We start from the raw sequence: 21,812 nt of genomic DNA, 5'->3' as shown, positions 1-21,812 counted from the left end.
CGTGCTCCAATGTGCAACAATGGCGTTTCGCCCTATCAGACGCGAAAGGAAGCCCATGTCTCAGAGAAGCACCAGCCCGCTCAGCCGCTCCACCGTGCGCCGCACGCTGCAGCGGTTTTGGGGTGTCACGCGCACGCAACCGCTGATCGTCTTTCTCTCGGTGTTCTCGTCGGCGGGCTACATCTTTTTGCTCACGTTTGCCAACACCTACGTGATGGCCCTTATCGTCGACCGCGTCCAGGCCGGTCCCGTGGCGGGCGACCGGGTGTTTGAGGTCTTTGGCCCCTACATTCTGGCACTCGTGCTCGTTAACCTAGTGGGCCAAATCCTCTCCAAGCTGCAGGACTACACCGTCTACAAGCTCGAGATTGCGGGCAACTATCACCTGGCACGCCTGTGCTTCGACACGCTCTCCAATCAATCCATGACATTCCACACCAGCCGTTTTGGCGGATCGCTTGTGAGCCAGACGAGCCGTTTTATGAGCGGCTACACGGGCTTGGTCGACGTGACGGTGTATTCGCTCATTCCCACCATCACCTCGGTTGTCTGCACCGTGGCCGCACTCGCCCCGGTGGTGCCGACGTTTACCGTGATCCTGGTGTGTATCATGGTCGTCTACATCGCGTTTGTCTGGCTTATGTACAAGCGCATCATGCCGCTTTCGGCCGCGACGTCCGCCGCGCAGAACAAGCTCTCGGGCGTGCTCTCCGACGCGGTCACGAACATCTTGGCCGTCAAGACCTGCGGGCGCGAGGACTTTGAACGCGATCTGTTCGACGCCGCCGATCGTGCCGCGCGCGACGCCGAGACGGTCTCGATGCATGCCATGATGCAGCGCAACTTTACGACCTCGGGCCTTATCGTCATCACTATGGCCGTGGTGAGCGTGTTCGTGGCGGGCGGCAACGCGTGGTTTGGCATCTCGGCCGGCTCGCTCGTCAGGATCTTTACCTACACCTATAACCTCACCATGCGCCTGAACTACGTAAGCTCCATGATGCAGCGCATCAACCGCGCGCTCGGCGATGCGGCCGAGATGACGCGCGTGCTGGACGAGCCATGTTTGGTGGCAGACGACCCGGACGCCCCTGAGCTCAAAGTGACCGAGGGCGCGATTGATTTTGAGCACCTGAGCTTTGCGTACCGTGACGCTGCGGCGGGCGAGAGCGTGTTCGATGACCTGACACTTCATGTGGCGGCGGGCCAGCGCGTGGGCCTGGTGGGCAAATCGGGCTCGGGTAAGACGACGCTCACCAAGTTGCTGCTGCGCCTGGACGATGTCCAGGGCGGCCGCGTGCTCGTGGACGGTCAGGATGTCTCGCGCTGCACGCAGCAGAGCCTGCGCCGCCAGGTTGCCTACGTGCCGCAGGAGGCGCTGCTGTTCCACCGCTCCATTCGCGAAAACATTGCCTACGGTCGTCCCAACGCCACTGATGAGCAGATTCGCGAGGCCGCGCGCCTGGCCAATGCCCTGGAGTTTATCGACCGCTTGCCACGTGGCTTTGACACCATGGTGGGCGAGCGCGGCGTCAAGCTCTCGGGCGGCCAGCGTCAGCGCGTGGCTATCGCCCGTGCCATCCTAACCGACGCGCCGATTCTAGTGCTCGACGAGGCGACGTCTGCCCTCGACAGCGAGTCCGAGGCGCTGGTGCAGGAGGCGCTCGAAAACCTGATGCGTGGACGCACCTCCATTGTGGTGGCACATCGCCTGTCCACCGTGGCGGCGCTCGACCGCATCGTGGTGCTGGCGGACGGCGAGATTGTCGAGGACGGTACGCATGCGCAGCTTGTCGAGGCGGGCGGCGAGTACGCAAGCCTGTGGGGCCGCCAGACCGGCGCATTTTTGGAGGCGTAGGCGTCTCGGACGTGGGACAATTGTGCCCATAAGTTTATTGTGCCGTTGAGCCGAGGAGTCGTTATGCCACGCGAGACCAATGCCGCCAAGCGCGAGCGCGCCGTTGAGGTGTGCGAGCGTCTCAACCGTCGCTATGGCCCGGTCGAGTGCTTTTTGGACCACGAGAATCCCTTCCGCCTGCTGATCGCGGTGCTGCTCTCGGCGCAAACGACCGATGCGCAGGTCAACAAGGTGACACCGCGGCTGTTTGCCCAGTGGCCCACGCCCGAGGCCATGGCCGGGGCGAGCGTGACTGACGTGGCAGACACCATCAAGTCGCTTGGCTTTTATAAGAGCAAGGCCAAGCATGCCGTGGAGGCAGCGCAGATGATCGTTGCCGATTACGGCGGCGAGGTACCTGCCGACATGAAGGAACTCGTCAAACTGCCGGGCGTGGGACGCAAAACGGCGAACATCGTGCTCAACGTGGGGTTTGGCATTGTCGAGGGCATCGCGGTCGATACGCACGTCAACCGCATCGCGCACCGCCTGATGCTGAGTCCCAAGACGCATGCCAAAGAGCCGCTCAAGACCGAGCAAGACCTGCTCAAGATTTTGCCGCGCGAGTATTGGGAATCGGTCAACCATCAGTGGATTACCTTCGGTCGCGAGATCTGCGACGCCCGCAAACCCAAGTGTGACGAGTGTCCGCTGGCAGATTTGTGCCCCAGCGTGCGCGTAGCGGGGTAGGGCGGAACGCATCTTCGTCTGGCGTTTTTTGCGGGGCTGGGTTTGCCCTTGAGTCGGAGTCCTCTCCATGCGCTACCATGACAGGCAATGAAATCCGCCGCATACCCGCCGAGCTTGCCCCGGCGGGCTTTTGGCGTTGCGATGCCGGAGGAACAGCATGCTCATTCACCGTATGGCCGCGCAGCTCTACACTGCCGAGGCACTGCAGACCGTCGAGGCCGGACTCGATGCCGGCGAGGACGTGACGTTGGCCGTGTCGCAGTCGGGTCGCACGCTTATGGCGGCAGCCCAGTTTGCGCGCCGTCCGCGTCCCACGGTCTATATCGTGAGCGGCGAGGACGCTGCCGATCGCGCCGCGCGCAGCCTGGCCGCCTATGTTGGCCTGGCGCACGTGTGCCGCTTTCCCGAGCGCAAGGACTATCCGTGGCGCGAGCAGGCGCCCGACGATGCCGTGGTGGCCCAGCGCTGCGAGGCTCTGGGGCGCATCGTGCGCGGGGACAACTGCATCATGGTTGCCTCGGCCCGTGCGCTGCTGCGCTGCGTGCCGCCGGTCGAGAGCCGCTATTGGGAGTCCACCACTTTTGCGGTGGGCGAGGAGATTCCTTTTGACGAGGTGCCGCATCGCCTGGTGGGCATGGGCTACACCAATGCCGGTGCCGCTGATGCGCCCGGTCTGTTCCGCGTTCACGGCGACACCGTCGAGGTGTTTCCCGCACAAGAGAAAGCGCCCGTGCGCATTGAGTTCTTTGGCGACGAGATTGACCGCATCCGCCGCATGGTGAGCTCAACGGGGCAGACCATCGGCAACGAGGACAGTATCGAGATCTTCCCGTGCCGTGAGCTGGCGCTTACCGACGAGGCCGTCCACAACATGCATGTGGCGCTCTATCGCGCCAGCCAGGACGACAGCAAACTGGCGGCGCTGCTCGAGATGGTGGATGCGCGTATCGTCACGCCCGAACTCGACCGCTTTTTGCCGGTGATGTACGGCCAGACCGTGAGCCCGCTGTCGCATGTGAGCGGCAAGGCACTCGTGGTGCTGTCCGAGCCGCGCTCGCTGTTCGACGATTGCCTGCGCGCCTACGAGGATATCGAGGCACGTGCCGGCGAGGCGGGGGTCGACCGCCTGGACGGCCTGTATGTGCGCGCCCAGCAGCTCGACTTTGGTGCCCAGCAGCGCCTGAATTACGTGAGCCTCATCCGTGCCGGCGGTGCGGTGACGGCCGAGCTCAAGATTGAGCAGCCTGCTATCGCGGGTTCGGACAACCGTTTTATGACGCGTATTCAGGAGGTCGTGGGCAAGCGCTATGCCTGCGTGTTTGCCATTCCCGACCGTGGTGCGCGCGAGTCGATGGAGCTCACCTTTGGCGATGAGGGCATTACGTTTGAGGAATCGCTGACCGCGGCGCCCGAAAACGCCGGCGCTATTGGCGACCGTGTGCGCGTGGCCGCGGCAGATTCTGCCGATCGCACCGCCCGCCAGGAGGCCCATGCCTCGATTCGCGAACGCAAGGCGGATGCGCTCAACGCCCGCTCTCTGGAGGCGGGCGCCGCACAGGCCGCCACCGGTGCCGCCGTGCCCACCATCTCGCGCGGACGCGTGACCTTTGTCGATGCCGCCCTGCCGCAGGGCGTGGTGGTGCCCGATGCCAACCTGGCCGTGTTCTCGATCGCCGACCTCAACGCCCGCATGGACGCCAACCGCGCGCGCAGCCGCCGCAAGGTGGACATTACGCAGATTACCTTCCCGTTTAAGCCGGGTGACTACGTGGTACATGCCACCCACGGCATCGCGCTCTTTAGCGAGATCGCGCGCCAGGAAGTGGGCGGCAAGGAGCGCGACTACTTTTTGCTGGAATACGCCGACGGCGACAAGCTCTACGTGCCGCTGGAGCAGGTCGACCGCATCACGCGCTACGTCGGCCCCGACGGCGACAAGCCGCGCCTGACCAGGCTCAACACCGCCGACTGGACGCGTGCCACCAACAAGGCGCGCAAGAATGCCAAAAAGCTGGCGTTTGACCTGGTCGACCTCTATACGCGCCGCTCGTCGATCACCGGTATCGCCTGTCCGCCCGATACGCCCGAGCAGATCGAGATGGAGCAGAGCTTTCCCTACGACGAGACGCGCGACCAGCTGGAGGCCATCGCCGACATCAAGGCCGACATGGAGGCGCCCAAGCCCATGGACCGCCTGCTGTGCGGCGACGTGGGCTTCGGCAAGACTGAGGTCGCCCTGCGCGCGGCGTTTAAGTGCGTGGACTCCGGCCGCCAGGTCATGGTGCTCTGCCCCACGACCATTTTGGCCCAGCAGCACTACGAGACGTTCTTTGAACGCTTTGCCCCGTTTGGCCTTGAGGTCGAGGTGCTCAGCCGCTTCCGCACGCCGGCGCAGCAAAAGCGCGCGCTCAAGGCGTTTGCCGAGGGCACGATCGACGTGCTCATCGGCACGCATCGTCTGCTTTCGGCCGATGTGAACCCCAAGAACTTGGGCCTGGTGATCATCGACGAGGAGCAGCGATTTGGCGTGCAGCACAAGGAGCAGCTCAAGAACCTGCGCGAGCAGATTGACGTGCTTACGCTTTCGGCAACGCCGATTCCGCGAACCATGCAGATGGCCACGAGCGGCGTGCGCGACATGAGCCTGATTACCACGCCGCCCACCGGGCGTCGTCCCGTGATCGTGCACGTGGGGGAGTACGACCCCGATGTGGTGAGCGCGGCGATTCGCCTGGAGGTGGGCCGCGGCGGTCAGGTGTACTACGTGTCCAACCGCGTCAAGACCATCGACGACGCCGTGGCGCGCGTGCACGAGGCCGCGCCCGAGGCGCGCGTGGGCGTGGCGCATGGCAAGATGAGCCCGCGCGAGGTCGAGGACGTGATGATCGAGTTCGCGACCAAGAAGATCGACGTGCTCATCGCCACGACCATCGTGGAGAGCGGCATCGACAACGCAACGGCCAACACGCTCATCATCGAGGACTCGCAGCGCCTGGGCCTGGCGCAGCTCTACCAGCTCAAGGGCCGCGTGGGTCGCTCTGCCACGCAGGCCTACGCGTACTTTATGTTCCCCGGCGAGCTGCCGCTTACCGAGGAGGCCACGGCGCGCCTGACCGCGCTTTCCGAGTTCCAGGACCTGGGCAGCGGCATGCGTATCGCCATGCGCGACCTGGAGATTCGCGGTGCCGGCTCGCTCATGGGTGCCGAGCAGCACGGTAACCTGTCGAGCGTGGGCTTTGACCTGTTTACGCAGATGCTGGGACAGGCCGTGGCCGAGGCGCGCGGCGATGACGATGCCGGCGTGGAGGCGGCGAGTGTGGGCATTAACCTGCCGGCCGATTACTTCTTGTCCGAGGAGTATATGCCGGCGGTGGACCAGCGCGTGCTCGTGTACCGAAAGCTCGCGGCGGCCGAGGACCTGGAGAGCATCGACGAGGTGCAGGAGGAGACCGAGGCTGCGCACGGCGAGCTGCCGTTGGCGGGACTCAACCTGTTCAACCGCGCACGCATCCGTATTCGCGGCGAGCGCCTGGGGCTCGAGAGCGTCACGCTCAGCGGCGGGCGCATCACCTTCTTGGGTGTTGACGTGCCCAAGAAGGTGGCGTTTGAGCTCAAGACGCGCTACGGCGCGGTGAACTTCCCCAAGAGCCGCAAGCTGTCGGTGCCCTACAAGGCGGGTGCCGGCGCGGGCAGCGGCCTGGGTCGAGGCCTCGACGCCAACGACGGCACCGGCCCGGTGGCCGCGGCACTCATGCTGCTGCAGCAGCTGGGCACCAGCGACGACGACTAGCGGGTCGATGCTGCAAACACCCCATTTGGGCACTCTGGTTCCATCGAAAGGAAAGCATGTTCGGATACATCTATAAGAAAGATGTCGCCATTATCGCGATTGTCCTGTGCCTTTGTCTGTGCGTGGGCAGCTTCTTCGATTATCAGATCTCGAGTGCGCTGTTCAACATCGGCAGCATGTACGGCCGCTTTATCGAGGCCGCCGGCGAGCTGCCGTTCGAGCTGACGGCAAGCGTCGCAGGCGTCATGCTCGTGCGCGCGGTGCGTCCCGACTCCAGGGGGAGCAAATGGCTCGCCGTGCTCGGCATCCTCGTCAACGTTGGCCTGGCCGGCTACGAGATCGTCTCGTCCCTGAAGGTTGGCGGCAAACTCATCGCGGTTCAGCTGGTACTGACGTTTGTGCTGGTCATCGCTGCCAACCTTATCGTCTGTCGCCTCACGCGCGCGACCGAGCCCGACGAACTCACACGCTGGGCGCTGATGGTACTTGCCGTGTGGGTCGCTCAGGCCATTATCCTCAACGTGATCGTCAAGCCGCTGTGGTCGCGCCCGCGCATGCGCGTGATCGAGGTCACGCCGGGGCTCAATTTTCAGCCGTGGTGGGTAATCGGCAATCCCGACAAGTGGGCCTTTATTGCCGCCGGCGTGATCAAGGACGGGTTCAAGTCGTTTGCGAGCGGACACACGGCGCATGCGGCGATCGGCCTTATGCTCGCCGGGCTTCCCGCGATGGCCTTTAAGGAAAAGCTGTCGCGCCGCCGGGTGGTCTTTTGGACGGCGGCTGTGGTCGCGGCGCTCGTCGCCTTTGGCCGTATCGTGATCGGGGCGCACTTTTTGAGTGACGTGAGCTGCGGCTTTGCCCTGGTGCTGGCGCTTGAGTGCCTTGCCGCGCACATTGCTTATCCGCACGGCGTACAATAGCCCCGTTTGAATCATCTGGCCGATCGCCCGGTAAGAGAGGATTGCCATGCTCGCGTTCAACAACGATTATTCCCACGGCGCACACCCGGCGGTGCTGCAGGCGCTCGTCGACACTAATATGGAGCCGCAGCCCGGCTACGGTACCGATGCACATACCGAGCGTGCCAAGCACCTTATTCGCGAGGCCTGCCAGGCCCCCGATGCCGACGTGTTTTTTCTGGTGGGCGGCACGCAGACCAACGCGACGGTGATCGACATGCTTCTCGCGCCGTACGAGGGCGTCGTTGCTGCCGAGACTGGCCACGTCGCCTGCCACGAGGCGGGCGCCATCGAGTTTGGCGGCCACAAGGTACTCACCATCCCCGGCTACGAGGGCAAGATGCACGCCGAGGACCTCGAGAACTATATCCAGGTGTTCTACGAAAACGAGAGCTACGAGCACACGGTGTTCCCGGGTGCCGTGTACGTGAGCCTATCGACCGAGTACGGCACGCTGTACTCCAAGGCCGAGCTCGCGGCGATTCACGCAGTGTGCCAGAAGCGCGAGATTCCGCTGTTTGTGGATGGCGCCCGCCTGGCCTATGCGCTGGCGGCCGATGAGTGCGACATTACCCTGCCCGAGCTGGCGCAGCTGTGCGACGTGTTCTACATCGGCGGCACCAAGTGCGGCGCGCTCTGCGGCGAGGCTGTGGTGTTCTGCGGCATGCGCGCCCCGGCGCATCCCATTCCGCGTATTAAGCAGCACGGCGCGCTGTTGGCCAAGGGCCGCCTGACGGGCGTGCAGTTTGAGGCACTCTTTACCGACGGCCTGTATTTTGAGATTGGCCGTCAGGCGATCGAAACCGCGCAGGCGCTTTGTCGCGTGCTGCACGAGCACGGCTACCGGTTCTTCTTGGAGACGCCGACTAACCAGCAGTTCGTGATTCTGCCCAACGAGGACATGGCGCGCATTCGCGAGCATGCGGCGATCGAGTACTGGGAAAAGTACGACGAGACCCACACGGTGGTGCGCTTTTGCACCAGCTGGGCCACGACGCAGGAGGATATCGACGCGTTGGCGGCTGTCCTGTAGCCTGATGTAATGACGGGGGGCCGCCTTGCGCTGGGTTTGGCGCAAGGCGGCCTCTGTTTTTGAGGGGGAAGGGTTGTATGACCGAGATGTCCGAGCCGACGATTCGCCTGGCGACGCCCGATGATGCGCCGGCGTTGCTTGCCATCTATGAGCCATATGTGCGCCAGACGGCGATTACCTGCGAATACGAGGTGCCGAGCGTTGAGGAGTTCGCCGGGCGCATCGAACACACGCTCAAACGCTATCCGTATCTGGTGATGGAGCTGGACGGGCGTCCGGTAGGCTATGCCTATGTGAGTCCGCTCAACAGCCGCGAGGCATACGACTGGTCGGTCGAGACGTCGATCTACCTGGCACGCGACGTGCGCCACGGCGGGCTGGGCCGCAAGCTGCACGATGCGCTCAAGCAATGTTTGATCGCGATGGGCATCACCAACATGTGCGCGCTCATCGCCGTGCCGCACGATAAGGACGACGAGTATCTGACGCACAACAGTCAGGATTTCCATGCCCATATGGGATATCGCCTGGTGGGCGCCTTTGACCGCTGCGCCCAAAAGTTCGGCCGCTGGTACGACATGTGTTGGATGGAGCTGGTCCTAGCCGAGCGCACGCCCAACCAACCCAAGCCAACCTGGTTCCCCGACCTCCCCAAACCTACCATTTAGGGACAGGTTTATTTTGGCAGGTTAGCCGATGGGCTCGGTGTATTTGGCGCGGTCGGTGCGTTGGATGCGCTTGGAGACATGGAGCGGGCGGCCGTCGGTGTCGTAGACGTAGTCGGTGATCAGGATCAGCGCCTGCCCGCGCTCAACGTTGAGCAAAAACGCCTCGTTTTGCGAGGCATAGCACACCTCAAAGGTCTTGTGCCCCTGCGCCGGCGCGCGATGGAATTCTTGGCGCAGCGTGGCGTAGAGCGAACCGTTGATATCGCGATCGATGAGTGCCCCAAAGCTCGGTGGTAGATAGGTGGTCTCCAGGCACAGCGGCGCATCGTCCAGATAACGCAGGCGGACAAGTTTGACGAGCTTGCTGCCCACGGCGGCATCAAAGAACTTAGCTATGCTGCCGGCCGCCTTGGCAAAGCCCGAGTCCACGGTGCGCGTGGTGGGCTTCATGCCCCGGCCTTCGACCTGCTTGGTATAGCTCGAAAATACCAGGTTGTTCTCGTGGAGTGCCGGCGTGTCGGCCACAAAGGCACCACGTCCGCGCTCGGTGCGAACCAGACCCTCATCAACGAGCACCTTAAGGGCATGACGCACGGTGCTGCGCGACAGCCCCGATTCGTCCATGAGCTCCATCTCGGACGGCAGCTTGTCTCCGCGAGCGTAGGTGCCGGAGGCGATGCGGTCGCGCAGCATGCCCGCCAAGCGCTCGTATTGGGTCAGTCTCTTTTTAGATGAAGCGTTCATGCGATCAACCTGTATCTAACCTGTATGCGTATCTAATCAAGCATGTATTCAATACAACAACAAAACCGCTGGTAGCAAGTTATCGAAAACCGTATCAGCAAATTATCTAAGACAAATATAGCATACAACTAGTCGACATAACCAAAACATGTATGTAACTTGTATGCCATCGAGAGCATCAAACGAGAAGAAAGGCTGATGTACGATGACTACTCAGGAACAGGTTAAGGACGTCGTCTCCCAGGTTTTGGCCGACAAGGCAGACAAGGGCGGCATCAAGCGCGTCGTGTGGATTGGCGCCGGCGGATCCAACGGCGGCAACTATCCTGCCCAGTACTTTATGGAGCACGAGGCCACGCAGGTCGTGAGCTCCAGCTACACCAGCAATGAGTTCGTGCACGCCACGCCCGCCTATGTCAACGAGAACACCCTGGCCGTCGTCGTATCCATGCGCGGCACCAAGGAGACCATCGTCGCCGCCCAGGTCGCCAAGGACCACGGCGCCAGCACCATCGCCATCTATGTCGACGAGTCCGGCCTCACCGAGGTCTGCGACTACAAGATTCAGTATGACAGCCTGGCCGTCGACGAGTCTTGCATGGGCCGTACCAACTCCGCCGTCGTGACCATGATCGCCATGGAGCTTACGCAGCAGACCGAGGGCTATGCCGAGTATGAGACCGCTATGGCCGCCTTCGACCTGGTTGACCCCATCTATCGCAAGGCCGTCGAGTACACCCGTCCGCTCGCCGCCAAGTGGGCCGAGCAAAACGCCGACAAGCCCTGCATCAACGTGATGGCTCAGGGTCCGCTCTTTGGTGCCGCCTACGTCTTTAGCATCTGCAACGTGCAGGAGATGCTGCAGATCGACTCCTGCACCATCAACACCTGTGACTTCTTCCACGGCCCCTTCGAGATCCTGGACAAGCGCACCTCGCTGTTCCAGCTCATCAGCGTCGGCCGCAGCCGCTGCAACGACGAGCGCGGTATCCGCTTCGTCAACCAGTACGGTGGCGAGCGCGTCTATCAGCTCGACGCCAAGGAGCTCGGCCTCAACGACATCAAGGACAGCGTGAGCGAGTACTTCAACCACCTGATCTTTGCCCCGATCCTCAACAACGTGTACATGCGTGCGCTCTCTGTCGTCACCCACAAGGACTACATGACGCGCCGCTACATGTGGAAGCTGGATTATTAGTTACGGCGTTTTACCAAACGCCGTAACGGCTCGACGCTGCAAACCCACCTGAGCGGCAATCTGCCTTTCAGCTTCAGCGGCATGACCAGAAGGTCAATGCCGCTTCGCTTCAAGGCACCTTGCTCGCTCAGGTGGGTTTTCGCTGGCGTTGCCAAAGCATCGGCGTCGCCTTGGCCCAGATGCGGCACTTGGAGACGTTCGGCACTTGGGGACAGTCCTAGTCATTGGGGACAGGTTACTTTACACCAAGTTGGCGCATATGAACCTGACCCCTTTGCACCAATGGGTTGTAGCGGTAGAGCAGATTTTTCCGTCCGCCGATTTGTGTCTTGAAAAATGTATATAACGACTATAACGTAGTGTGAAACATATTGGAAACAATACCGAGGAGGCTGCGTTGAAGAAAAGCAATCTGGGCTATGTGCTGGTGCTGATCGCCGCGCTTATGTGGGGCAGCATCGGAATCTTTGTAAACGGCATCTCGGCCATGGGCGTTTCGTCCCAGAGCATGGCTGCCTTTCGCTTGTTGGTCGGAGCGCTTATCTTGGCGCCGGTCCTGATGTTTATGGGCTGCCGTCCGGGTGAGGGGTCTACCGTGGCTCAGGGTCCGCTGGCACTGTTCAAGGCAAGCCCTAAAGAGCTTGTTCCCTGCGCGCTTGTCGGTATTGTCGGCCTGGCCGCCGCCAACACCTGCTATTACGAGTGCATGGGCGAGGTGGGCATGTCCACGGCCTCGGTGCTGCTCTATACCTCGCCGGTGTTTGGCGTCGTGCTCGGCCGCGTGCTTTATCGCGAGGACGTGACCCCCAACAAGCTCGTCGCCATTGTCTTTAACATCGTTGGCTGCGTGCTTGCAGTGACCAATGGCGACCTTTCCGGTTTTCATTTTTCGGTTTGGGGCGTCACGTCGGGCGTGATTGCAGGCCTTTGCGGTGCGTCGCTCGCGGTGTTTAGCCGGATAGCAACCAAGACAGTCCACCCGCTGGCTGTCACGTTTTGGGGCTTTGTTTTTGGCGGTGCGGTTATGGCGGCTATCGCGGCTCCGTGGCCGGATGTCGCCGCGGCAATGTCGCCACAGCTGCTGCTGCTGTTCCTTGGCTTTGGACTCATCCCCACAGCCGTGGCTTACATCTTATATATGCAGGGTCTGTCCATGGGGCTCGAGACGTCGAAAGTTCCCGTCGTAATGTCTTTCGAGACGGTCGTCACCGTACTGGTGGGCATTGGCATCTACGCTGAGCCCGCCGGCGCGATCAAGGTCCTGGGCATCGTGCTGGTGCTCGCGTCCATCCTGATCATGAACACCGACTTCTCCAAGCTGCGCAACAGTGTGTTTGTCGGTCATGTTGTTGAGAGCATGACCTTTAAGCCCAACGCGTGGTGGACGGAGAAATCGCAGGACATGGATCTGTTTAAGGAGCGCACCGGCATCGCGCTGGAGCCCACCGTGCAGGAAAGCCCCTGGTACTTTGTGCGATAGAGGATTGCGCGCAGGGTCTGACCTCGGGTTATCCAGCCAGCGCGGCCTACCCAGCCCCAACGTTTCAAATACGTTAAACCCGTCAACGGTCGATTTTCACCCGCGAACGGTCTTTATACTAATTAGCAATATAAGCAACGTATAAGACGTTATAATGACCATAACGAAAAGGAGGAGGCAAGATGAATCAGATCATTCTCGCATCTCATGGCGGCCTGGCCGCAGGCGCCAAAGACACGCTCGAGATGGTTCTCGGTGACGTGTCGAACGTCCACGTTGTGTCGCTTGCTCGTGACGACAAGGAGCCCATCACCAATAAGGTGGACGCCATGATCGCCACGTTCAACGCGGACGACACCGTCTATGTGCTGACCGATATGCTCGGCAGCTCGGTCAACAACAGCATGGTCGAGCTTTCCAAGAACGGCACGAAGTTCACGGTTGTCAGCGGTTTCAACATTCCGCTGGCACTGACGCTTGCTATGAGCCCCGTCCCCGTCAAGGGCGCCGAGCTCGCGGCCCTCATCAACGAGGCCCGCACCGGTCTGACCAACCCCAACGCACCGGTCGAGGTCGCCGCGGCTCCCGCCAAGAAGGCCAAGGCGTCCCGTCACAGCTCCGGTCCCGCCAAGATCGTCCTCGCACGTCTTGACTACCGTCTGCTGCACGGCCAGGTCGTCTTTACCTGGACCACCAAGGTTCAGGCCGAGCGCATCATCGTCGTCGACAACGCTGCCGCCAGCGATGACATCAAGAAGGGCGCTCTTAAGCTGGCCAAGCCCCAGGGCGTGCGCCTGAACGTCTTCACCGTCGAGCGTGCCCTCGCCAAGATGGACAAGCTCAACACCCTCGGTGAGCGCGTCATGTTCGTCTTTGGCAACACGGCCGAGATGCTGCAGTTCTGCCAGGGCTACAAGCTCGACGCCATCAACCTGGGCGCCACCGCCAACCACGACGGTGCCGATCAGATTGGCGGCAAGGACAGCTCCGTCTTCCTCGACGCCACCCAGAAGGCCGACGTCAACCAGCTGCTCGACATGGGCATCAAGCTCTATGTACAGCAGACCCCTACGTATCAGAGCGTCGACATCGACGCCAAGCTGTAATCAACCAGGCTTTTGCCTGACTGAAAGGAGAAGGGTATGAATACGTTCATCAGTGCGGTGCTCGTCGGCCTCGTCGGCGTGTTCTGCATGTGGGACTCCCGCCTGCTCGGTCGTCTTAACTTCGAGCAGCCCCTCGTTGGCGCTACGCTCGTCGGTCTGCTGCTGGGCGATGTGCCCACCGGCCTTGCCGTCGGTGCCGCCGTCGAGCTCGTGTCCATGGGCCTGGTGCAGGTCGGCGCCGCCGTTCCGCCCGATATGGTCCTGGGCGGCATCGTGGCCGCTGCCTTTGCGTGCCTGACCGATGCTTCCGCCGAGACCGCCATGACGATCGCCATCCCGGTCGCCGTCCTGGGTCAGCTCCTCGGCATCGTGTTCCGTTCCATCATCGCCGTCCTCACCCATGTGGCAGATAACGCGATCGATAACGGAAAGTTCAAGACCGCCTACCGTATGCACATCTGCGCCGGTTCCGGTCTGTACGCCATCATGTACTTCCTGCCGATCTTCCTCGCCGTCTTTGTTGGCACCGACCTGGTTCAGGCCATCGTCAACATGGTTCCCGAGTGGCTGTCCACTGGTCTTAACGTTTCGACCAAGATCATGACCGCCTACGGCTTGGCCCTGCTGCTCACCATGATGATCAAGAAGGGTATGACTCCGTTCCTGTTCATCGGTTTCCTGCTCGCCGCTTACCTCAACCTGTCCGTCATCGCGGTCGCTCTGATCGGTGTGTGCCTGGCTGTCGTCTTCATGGGCTTCAAGTTCAACGGTTCCCATGCAGCCGCCGGTGTCGATTCCGACTACGATCCGCTCGAAGACGACGAAGACTAAGGAGGAACACACTATGGCAACCGCAACCAAGGACGTGTCCCTGAACAAGAAGGTCAGCCAGTTCTTCTGGCGCTCCTGGGCCATCCAGGCCTCTTGGAACTACGAGCGTCAGATGAACATGGGCTTCCTCTACGGTATGGTTCCCACGCTCGACCGCCTCTATCCGGACGAGTCCGACCCCAAGCAGCTTGCTGCTAAGAAAGAGGCTTACCACCGTCACATGGCGTTCTACAACTGCACCCCGCAGACGAGCGCTTTCATCCTGGGCCTCGCCGCCTCCATGGAGGAGGAGTACGCCAAGGATCCCGAGAACTTCAACCCCGATTCGATCAACGCGGTCAAGACCTCCCTTATGGGCCCGCTTTCCGGCATCGGTGACTCCTTCTTCCAGGGCACCATCCGCGTTATCGCCTTTGGCTTGGGCGTTCAGCTGGCTCAGCAGGGCTCCATCATGGGCCCGATCCTGGCCCTTCTCATCTCCATCGTCCCCTCCGTGCTGATTACTTGGTTTGCAGCCAAGATGGGCTATCAGGGCGGCCACGAGTACCTGAGCAAGCTTCAGGGCGGCGACCTCATGGAGAAGCTCATGTATGTCTGCGGCATCGTGGGCCTTATGTCCGTGGGCGGCATGATCGCCACGCTGATCGGCGCCACCACCCCGCTGCAGTTCGCTGACGGCACCGTCGTTATCCAGGACATCCTGGACAGCATGATGCCCCAGATGATCTCCCTCGGCCTCACCGGCCTTATGTACTGGCTCATCAAGAAGAACGTCAACACCGGTTGGCTTCTCGTGATCGCCATTGTGGGCGGCATCGCCCTCTCCGCAGTCGGCATCTTGGCTTAGTCGCGACTAAGCGCCTAACCGCTTTCCCCCGGGGGCCTGCCTGGCATCCCATACCCCAGGCAGGCTTCCATCCCCAAAATGTGACAATGGGACAGTCCCCTTGTCGCATCCTCAACGGGCCGGCGACTCGGCCCAAACCACGGTAACCCTGCGAGCGCCCGGCAATGTGGCGCCGCAAAAATTGAAAGGAATGTGTCAGATGTACGAGATCGACCTTAACCTCCCTAAGCAGATCGTCGCTGACGTCCTGTCCAACCACGAGATTCACAGCGTCGCCTTCGTCGGCTGCGGTGCTTCCATGTCCGACCTTTACCCCGCCAAGTACTTCCTGGCCAACAACACGGACAAGCTGAACGTTCAGATCTTCACCGCTAACGAGTTCAACTACGACACGCCTTCCTGGGTCAACGAGCACACCTTCGTGATCACCTGCTCCCTCGGTGGCTCCACGCCCGAGACCGTCGAGGCCAACAAGACCGCCAAGAAGCACAACTGCCCGGTCGTCTCCCTCACCAACAAGGCTGGCTCCGCTCTGACCGTCGACGCTGACTACGTCATCGTTCACGGCTTCCACGCCAACTTCGCTGCCAAGTGCGAGAAGCCCGGCTACGCCATCGCTCTTGCTGTCGAGATCCTTCAGCAGACCGAGGGTTATGACCACTACGAGGACATGATCACCGGCCTCACCAACGTCTTCGAGCTCTGCGAGAACGCCGCTCAGTCCTGCAAGAAGCTCGCCAAGAAGTTCGCTCAGGACTTCAAGGACGACAAGATGATCTACTTCATGGCTTCCGGTGCCTCCGAGAAGATGGCTTATTCTCACGCCGCCTTCCTGTTCACCGAGATGCAGTGGATCGACGCCGCTGCCTACAACACCGGTGAGTACTTCCACGGCCCGTTCGAGGTTTCCACCGAGGGTAAGCCCTACGTCTTCTTCATGTCCGATGGCGCTACCCGTCCGATGGACGCCCGCGCCCTCACCTTCCTTAAGCGCATGGGCGCCAAGGTCGCTCTGATCGACTCCAAGGACTACGGCCTGGCTGACGCTGTGCCCGCGAGCGTCGTCACCTACTTCAACCCGCTGCTGCACCTCGCCGTTATGCGCGAGTACGGCAACCAGATCGCCGAGGCCCGTCAGCACCCGCTGACCATGCGTCGCTACATGTGGAAGCTTTCCTACTAATCACAAGTAAGTAAACCTTACGGGTTGATTGAAAGGGGATGGGGTTTGCGCCCCGTCCCCTTTTTTGCTATCGAAAGGAGATACGTATGATCAAGGCAGTGCTGTTTGACATGGACGGCGTGCTGGTCGATACCGAGTGGTTCTACAACCGTCGTCGCGTGGCGTTTATGGAAGAGAAGGGCTTTCACTTTGACGAGATCCCCGATCTTTCGGGGTCTAACGAGCCTGCCATTTGGGAGGCGCTGGTGCCCGACGATGTTGAGCTGCGCGAGCGTCTGCGCGTGGAGTACAAGCAGGTCTATAGCCCGGTCCACCCCGTTCCGTATGCCGAGCTGCTCAACGAGCAGACGGAGCCGGTGATGCGCGAGCTGCACGAGTGCGGCGTGAAGTGTGCCATCGCGAGCTCATCCTATCGCGAGCTGATCGACGAGCTGGTGGAGATTGCCGGCATCGCCGACGTGCTGGACTACACCATCAGCGGTCACGAGTGCGGTGCGTTTAAGCCCGACCCCGAGATCTACCTGCGTGCCATGGAGGCGCTGGGGGTGGAGCCTGCCGAGTGCCTGGTTATCGAGGATTCGCCTTTAGGGATCGAGGCTGGCAAACGCTCCGGCGCCCGCGTCCTGGCGCTGCGTCCACACGAGGGCGTCAACCTCGATCAATCGCAAGCCGATACCGTTATCGATTATTTGACCGACATTTTGGCCGCTTTGTAGTGTCAATCCGCCGCGAGAAGCACGGGTTCAAACGTTTTTTGCGGTGGACTGGCTCAATTTGGTTTCGATTTTGATCCGTATGGCTTCGATTCGGACTAAGTGAGTAGACTTTTTGGCGCTGGCCGAGCACAATGCATATCTTCCTTTGTAAAACCGCAGGTCACAGAGTTGGCGGTTTTGGGTGTGCTCTGCAGGTCGCGTAAAGTCTACTCACTTGTAATTTGGGCCTTTGGTCGTGGGGTTGCTGGTCCCGCTTTGGTTGTCGAGAGAGGGTGAATTGAAGCGCCCCCGCACGCTCCATGCTACAATCGCGGACATACCCCACAACTACATCTGCCTTCGAAAGGAGCCTGCGTGGCGAACGCCATCGATCAGCTCACGGACCGAGTGCTCGTACTCGGCCGCCTCACCATCGTCCGCCGCGCTATTACTGCCGTGGCGGTCACGATTTCCGCCGTTCTCCAGACATTCCTGATCCAGGCGTTCATTCAGCCCGCCGACTTGCTTCCGAGCGGCCTCACCGGCGTTGCGGTCCTGCTCGATCGCGTTACCTCGCTGGGCGGCGTTCACATCGACATCTCGCTCGGCATGCTTGCGCTCAACATTCCCGTGGCGCTCCTATGCTGGAGCGGCATTAGCAAGCGCTTCGTCATCTTCTCGATGATGCAGGTCGTGCTCTCGTCGCTGTTCCTCAACGTCTTTCACTTCGCTCCATTTTTGGGCGACAAGATTATGCTCATCATTTTTGGCGGCGTGGTCTCGGGTCTGGGCGCTGCCATCGCGCTAAAGTCCGGCGCATCTACCGGTGGCACCGACTTTATCGCGCTGTGGGTCTCCAACCACACGGGCAAGACCATCTGGGGCGTTATCTTTGGTTTCAATTGCTTTATCCTGGTGATCTTTGGCTTTATGTTTGGCTGGGACAACGCGGCGTACTCCATCGTGTTCCAGTTTATTTCGACCAAGACCATCGACAGTTTCTATCGTCGCTACGACCGCGTGACGCTGCAGATTACGACGCGCAAGGCAGACGAGGTCATGACTGCCTACGTAAACCATTTTCAGCACGGCATTAGCTGCGCCGAGGTCGTCGGCGGATACAGCCGCGAAAAGATGTACCTGCTGAACACCGTTGTTTCGACCTACGAGAGCCAGGACATTATCAAGTTGGTGTGCGACGTTGATCCCGGCGCCGTGATCAACGTGTTCCACACGCTCAACTTTGTGGGCGGCTGGTGGGGCGGTCATGTCGACGAGCCCATGCCCACGGCCGTTCCCGATCCCGACAAGCCCGCACGCATGGCCAGCAGGCAGGCGCGCCTCAGCGAACAGGACAGCCTGCAGCAGGATGACGGCAAGTAGGGTATTGGCATTTTGCCGGTCCTGCGCAACCCATCCGAACGAGCCCCCCGAAAGCCCCGTTGCTTTCGAGGGCTCTCGTTTGCCCAGATAAAACCTACCAAAATGAAGCTGTCGCTTTTTGGTAGGGAGGGTGTATCGTTTTATCATTATGAGGTAATATGAAACTAGACGTTATATACGTATTAGTTATTTCGATATTTCGATAAGAGTGATTAGATATGCCTGCGCCCAAAAATGCACCGCTTTACCAGCAGATTTACGACGAAATCAAGGATGCGATCGAGAAAGGTGTTTATGCGCCCAAGGAGCGTATTCCGTCCGAGCTGGAGCTAGCCGAGCAGTACGACGTGAGCCGCATTACGGTGCGCCGCGCCGTCGAGGAGCTGTGCTCCGATGGCTACCTGGTTAAGCAGCAGGGCCGTGGCACCTTTGTCTCCACGCCGCACATCAATCGCCAGTTTCACGCCTCGACGCTGCAGACGTTTACCGCGCTGTGTGCCGGCAACGGCATGAAGGCCGGTGCGCACGTGATCGATCGCCAGATCGTTCCGGCGCGCCAAAACGAGATGGAGTTCTTTGGCCTGCAGAAGGATGCGCTGCTGCTGCATATCAAGCGCGTGCGTACGGCCGACGGCGAGCCCATCTTTGAGGAGAACATCTTTGTGCCGTTTGACGCCTACCGTGAGCTGTTGACGGCCGATCTTGAGGACAAGTCGATTTTTGCCGAGGTCGAGCGTGTTGGCGGAACGCCGATTGTCTCGGTTGGCTACCGCACGGTCGAGGCCGTTCGTGCCAATACCGAGCAGGCGGCCGAGCTGGGCATTGCTCCGCACGATCCGCTGCTCAACCTGCGTGCCGGCTTCACGGGCCCCAATGGCGAGCCGGTCCTGATGGGTAAGCAGTACTACGTGGGATCGCGCTACGTTATGGTCATGTAAGTTACGCGGTTTTACCAAACCGCGTAACGGCTCGACGCTGCGCCTTTGGTTCCGCCGTTCTGCCGAACGACGGATTGGTCGACGCTGCAAGCCCGCCAGGGCGGCAATCTGCCTTTCAACTTCGGCGGCATGACCAGAAGGTCAATGCCGCCTCGTTTCAAGGCACCTTGCTCGCTCTGACGGGCTTTCGCTGTCGTTGCCAGAACATCGGCGTTGCCGCGGTCCAAAGTAGTCGTTGGGGACGTTCTTAAATGACTAGTCGTTGGGCGTTCTTGTATGACTAGTCGTTTAAGAACGTCCATCGACTAGTCTGGGCTGCGGTCGTGTGCTGCTGTCCCTGTGGCGGCGTATAATCGGCGGCAGATGACCTGGACGTTAGGAAACCATGATCGATAGCATGCAGCAGATGGCGCTCGACACGCTCGGCGCCTATTTTGGTTACACCTCGTTTCGCCCGGGGCAGGACCGCATGGTCGATGCGATCCTTGCCGGTCGCGACGCGCTGGGCGTTATGCCCACGGGCGCCGGCAAGTCCATTTGCTACCAGGTACCCGCGCTCATGCTGTCCGGCATCACCTTTGTGGTGAGTCCGCTGCTGTCGCTTATGGAGGATCAGACCCGCGCGTTGCTCGCGGCGGGTGCGCGACCCAGCTATCTCAACTCCAGCCTTACTCCGGCCCAGCAAAACACCGTGCTCAAGCGGGCGCGCGAGGGCCGCTACCAGCTTATGTACGTGGCACCCGAGCGCCTGCTCGAGCCGCGCTTTTTAGCCTTTGCGCAGGAGGCCGCGGCGGACGGCGGCCTTGGCGTGCCGCTCGTGGCCATTGACGAGGCCCACTGCGTAAGCCAATGGGGCCAGGATTTCCGTCCCGCCTACCTGCAGATTCGCGAGTTCATCGATTCCCTGCCGCAGCGCCCTATCGTGGCGGCCTTTACCGCCACGGCGACTGAGCGCGTGCGTGCGGATATTCAGCAGATGCTCGGCCTGCAAAACCCCGCGACGGTGGTGACGGGCTTCGATCGCAAGAACCTCTACTTTGGCTGCGAGGAGATGGGCGACAAGGCCAAGGCCGCGTGGGTGCGCGACTATGTGATCGCGCATTCGAGCGAGAGCGGCATCGTGTATTGTTCGACCCGCAAGACAGTCGATGCGCTGGCAGGTGAGCTTGCCGAGGCGCTGGGCCCCAGCGGCATTCGCGTTGGGCGCTACCATGCCGGCATGGGCAACGACGCCCGTCGTCAAAGTCAACGCGCCTTTATCGACGACGATATTCAGGTGATGGTTGCCACCAACGCCTTTGGCATGGGCATCGACAAGCCCAACGTGCGCTACGTGATCCACAACAACGTGCCCGAGAGCATCGAGGCCTACTACCAAGAGGCAGGCCGCGCCGGCCGCGATGGCGACCCGGCCAGCTGCTACCTGCTGTGGAACGGCAACGATTTTCGCATGCGTCGCTTTCTGATCGATCGCGGCGATGCCGCCGATGAGGCGCTCGACGACGAGCAGCGCGCGTGGGCGCTCCAGAATCGATATCGTCTGCTCAGCCAGATGGAGGGCTACTGCAATACCACCGGCTGCCTGCGCGAATACATGCTGCGCTACTTTGGCGACGAGGCCGCGGCCGAGCATGCGGCTGCGGCGGGTGCGGGCAGCGCCGCCATGGACGAGGCCGAGGGCTGCGGCAACTGCAGCAACTGCCTCACGCAGTTCGAGGTCGAGGACGTCACCGATATGGCCCGCGCCGCCGTGCGCTATGTGGCCACGCGTCCCATGCGTTTTGGCAAGTCGCTCATCGCCGACGTGCTCCACGGCGGCAACACCGAGCGCATTCGCCAGATGCATCTGGACGAGGACCGCGGCTACGGTGGGCTGTCGAGTGAATCGGTTGGGCGCATCAAGGATATTATCGGCCAGCTGTGCGGCCGCGGTTATCTGGCTACCTCGCAGGGGCAGTACCCGGTCGTGGGACTGGGCCCGCGTGCCGGCGAGGTCGAGGACGAGGCGTTTGCCTTTACCGTTAAGCGTCGCGCGTCCAAGCGCAAGGCCTCGGCCCGCGTCCGCCGTGCGGTGGATCTGCTGCGCGAGGAGGCCGAGCTGGATCAGCGTCCGCGCGTGGGCGACGATGCCGAGTTGTTCGAGCGCCTGCGTGCCCTGCGCAAGGAGATTTCGACCGAACTGGAGATGGCGCCGTACATGGTCTTTTCCGACAAGGCCCTGCGCGGTCTGTGCCGTCTACGCCCGCAGACGCGCGACGAGCTTGTCCAGGTCAACGGCATTGGCGAGAAAAAGGCCGACGCCTTTGGCGAGCAGTTTATGGCGGCGATTGAAGAGTTTGAGTCCGAGCATGCACGGAATGGAGCATAACG

General features: G+C 61.3%; 17 protein-coding genes. 16 read left to right on the top strand and 1 reads right to left on the bottom strand.

The window, feature by feature from the left end; all coding sequences use genetic code 11:
• Nucleotides 1–55 precede the first annotated feature (55 nt).
• The 6 genes from AB5767_RS04430 to AB5767_RS04405 all read left to right on the top strand — a co-directional run bounded on the left by AB5767_RS04430 (nucleotide 56) and on the right by AB5767_RS04405 (nucleotide 9,037).
• Complete coding sequence (locus AB5767_RS04430) at nucleotides 56–1,858, top strand: ABC transporter ATP-binding protein (protein WP_368131905.1); 1,803 nt, start codon at nucleotides 56–58, stop codon at nucleotides 1,856–1,858.
• Nucleotides 1,859–1,921: 63 nt separating this feature from the next.
• Nucleotides 1,922–2,587, top strand: a complete 666-nt coding sequence (nth, locus tag AB5767_RS04425; RefSeq protein ID WP_368132883.1) for an endonuclease III — start codon at nucleotides 1,922–1,924, stop codon at nucleotides 2,585–2,587.
• A 157-nt stretch (nucleotides 2,588–2,744) separates the two neighbouring features.
• A complete protein-coding gene (gene mfd / locus AB5767_RS04420) occupies nucleotides 2,745–6,377 on the top strand; it encodes a transcription-repair coupling factor (RefSeq protein ID WP_368131903.1) in 3,633 nt (1,210 codons plus the stop codon).
• A gap of 56 nt (nucleotides 6,378–6,433) precedes the next feature.
• Nucleotides 6,434–7,297, top strand: coding sequence for a phosphatase PAP2 family protein (locus AB5767_RS04415; RefSeq protein WP_368131902.1), 864 nt, complete (start codon nucleotides 6,434–6,436; stop codon nucleotides 7,295–7,297).
• Nucleotides 7,298–7,343: 46 nt separating this feature from the next.
• Nucleotides 7,344–8,369 (top strand): threonine aldolase family protein, encoded by a 1,026-nt coding sequence (locus AB5767_RS04410; RefSeq protein ID WP_368131901.1) that lies wholly within the window; start codon nucleotides 7,344–7,346, stop codon nucleotides 8,367–8,369.
• A gap of 77 nt (nucleotides 8,370–8,446) precedes the next feature.
• Nucleotides 8,447–9,037: a GNAT family N-acetyltransferase gene (locus tag AB5767_RS04405; protein WP_368131900.1), complete on the top strand. Its 591-nt coding sequence runs from the start codon at nucleotides 8,447–8,449 to the stop codon at nucleotides 9,035–9,037.
• 21 nt (nucleotides 9,038–9,058) lie between these two features.
• On the opposite strand, the gene AB5767_RS04400 is transcribed toward AB5767_RS04405, so the two are convergent.
• Nucleotides 9,059–9,781 carry a GntR family transcriptional regulator gene (locus AB5767_RS04400; protein WP_368131899.1) on the bottom strand — a complete coding sequence of 241 codons (723 nt, stop codon included), beginning with the start codon at nucleotides 9,779–9,781 and terminating at the stop codon, nucleotides 9,059–9,061.
• 205 nt (nucleotides 9,782–9,986) lie between these two features.
• Here AB5767_RS04400 and AB5767_RS04395 point away from each other — a divergent pair, with 205 nt between their 5' ends.
• The 10 genes from AB5767_RS04395 (at nucleotide 9,987) to AB5767_RS04350 (ending at nucleotide 21,810) form a co-directional block, all read left to right on the top strand.
• Nucleotides 9,987–10,979: an SIS domain-containing protein gene (locus tag AB5767_RS04395; protein WP_368131898.1), complete on the top strand. Its 993-nt coding sequence runs from the start codon at nucleotides 9,987–9,989 to the stop codon at nucleotides 10,977–10,979.
• A 397-nt stretch (nucleotides 10,980–11,376) separates the two neighbouring features.
• Entirely contained in the window at nucleotides 11,377–12,459 is a 1,083-nt protein-coding gene (locus AB5767_RS04390) for a DMT family transporter (RefSeq protein ID WP_195364151.1), read from the top strand.
• Nucleotides 12,460–12,641: 182 nt separating this feature from the next.
• Nucleotides 12,642–13,565, top strand: a complete 924-nt coding sequence (locus tag AB5767_RS04385) for a PTS sugar transporter subunit IIAB (RefSeq protein ID WP_368131897.1) — start codon at nucleotides 12,642–12,644, stop codon at nucleotides 13,563–13,565.
• Between the two features lie 36 nt (nucleotides 13,566–13,601).
• On the top strand, nucleotides 13,602–14,396 hold the full coding sequence (locus tag AB5767_RS04380) for a PTS mannose/fructose/sorbose/N-acetylgalactosamine transporter subunit IIC (protein ID WP_195246997.1): 795 nt from the start codon (nucleotides 13,602–13,604) through the stop codon (nucleotides 14,394–14,396).
• Between the two features lie 13 nt (nucleotides 14,397–14,409).
• Nucleotides 14,410–15,243: a PTS system mannose/fructose/sorbose family transporter subunit IID gene (locus AB5767_RS04375; protein WP_161115155.1), complete on the top strand. Its 834-nt coding sequence runs from the start codon at nucleotides 14,410–14,412 to the stop codon at nucleotides 15,241–15,243.
• 199 nt (nucleotides 15,244–15,442) lie between these two features.
• Nucleotides 15,443–16,426, top strand: coding sequence for an SIS domain-containing protein (locus AB5767_RS04370; protein WP_240125854.1), 984 nt, complete (start codon nucleotides 15,443–15,445; stop codon nucleotides 16,424–16,426).
• An 86-nt stretch (nucleotides 16,427–16,512) separates the two neighbouring features.
• On the top strand, nucleotides 16,513–17,142 hold the full coding sequence (locus tag AB5767_RS04365) for an HAD family hydrolase (protein WP_368131896.1): 630 nt from the start codon (nucleotides 16,513–16,515) through the stop codon (nucleotides 17,140–17,142).
• Between the two features lie 354 nt (nucleotides 17,143–17,496).
• Complete coding sequence (locus tag AB5767_RS04360; protein ID WP_368131895.1) at nucleotides 17,497–18,504, top strand: YitT family protein; 1,008 nt, start codon at nucleotides 17,497–17,499, stop codon at nucleotides 18,502–18,504.
• A gap of 218 nt (nucleotides 18,505–18,722) precedes the next feature.
• Nucleotides 18,723–19,442 (top strand): GntR family transcriptional regulator, encoded by a 720-nt coding sequence (locus tag AB5767_RS04355; protein WP_055310102.1) that lies wholly within the window; start codon nucleotides 18,723–18,725, stop codon nucleotides 19,440–19,442.
• Between the two features lie 385 nt (nucleotides 19,443–19,827).
• Nucleotides 19,828–21,810 (top strand): RecQ family ATP-dependent DNA helicase, encoded by a 1,983-nt coding sequence (locus AB5767_RS04350; protein WP_368131894.1) that lies wholly within the window; start codon nucleotides 19,828–19,830, stop codon nucleotides 21,808–21,810.
• Nucleotides 21,811–21,812: the final 2 nt, after the last annotated feature.

The sequence above is a fragment of the Collinsella aerofaciens genome (genome assembly GCF_040926265.1).
GTDB classification, from domain to species: domain Bacteria; phylum Actinomycetota; class Coriobacteriia; order Coriobacteriales; family Coriobacteriaceae; genus Collinsella; species Collinsella aerofaciens_BB.
This window is presented reverse-complemented; position numbering and strand designations above follow the sequence as displayed.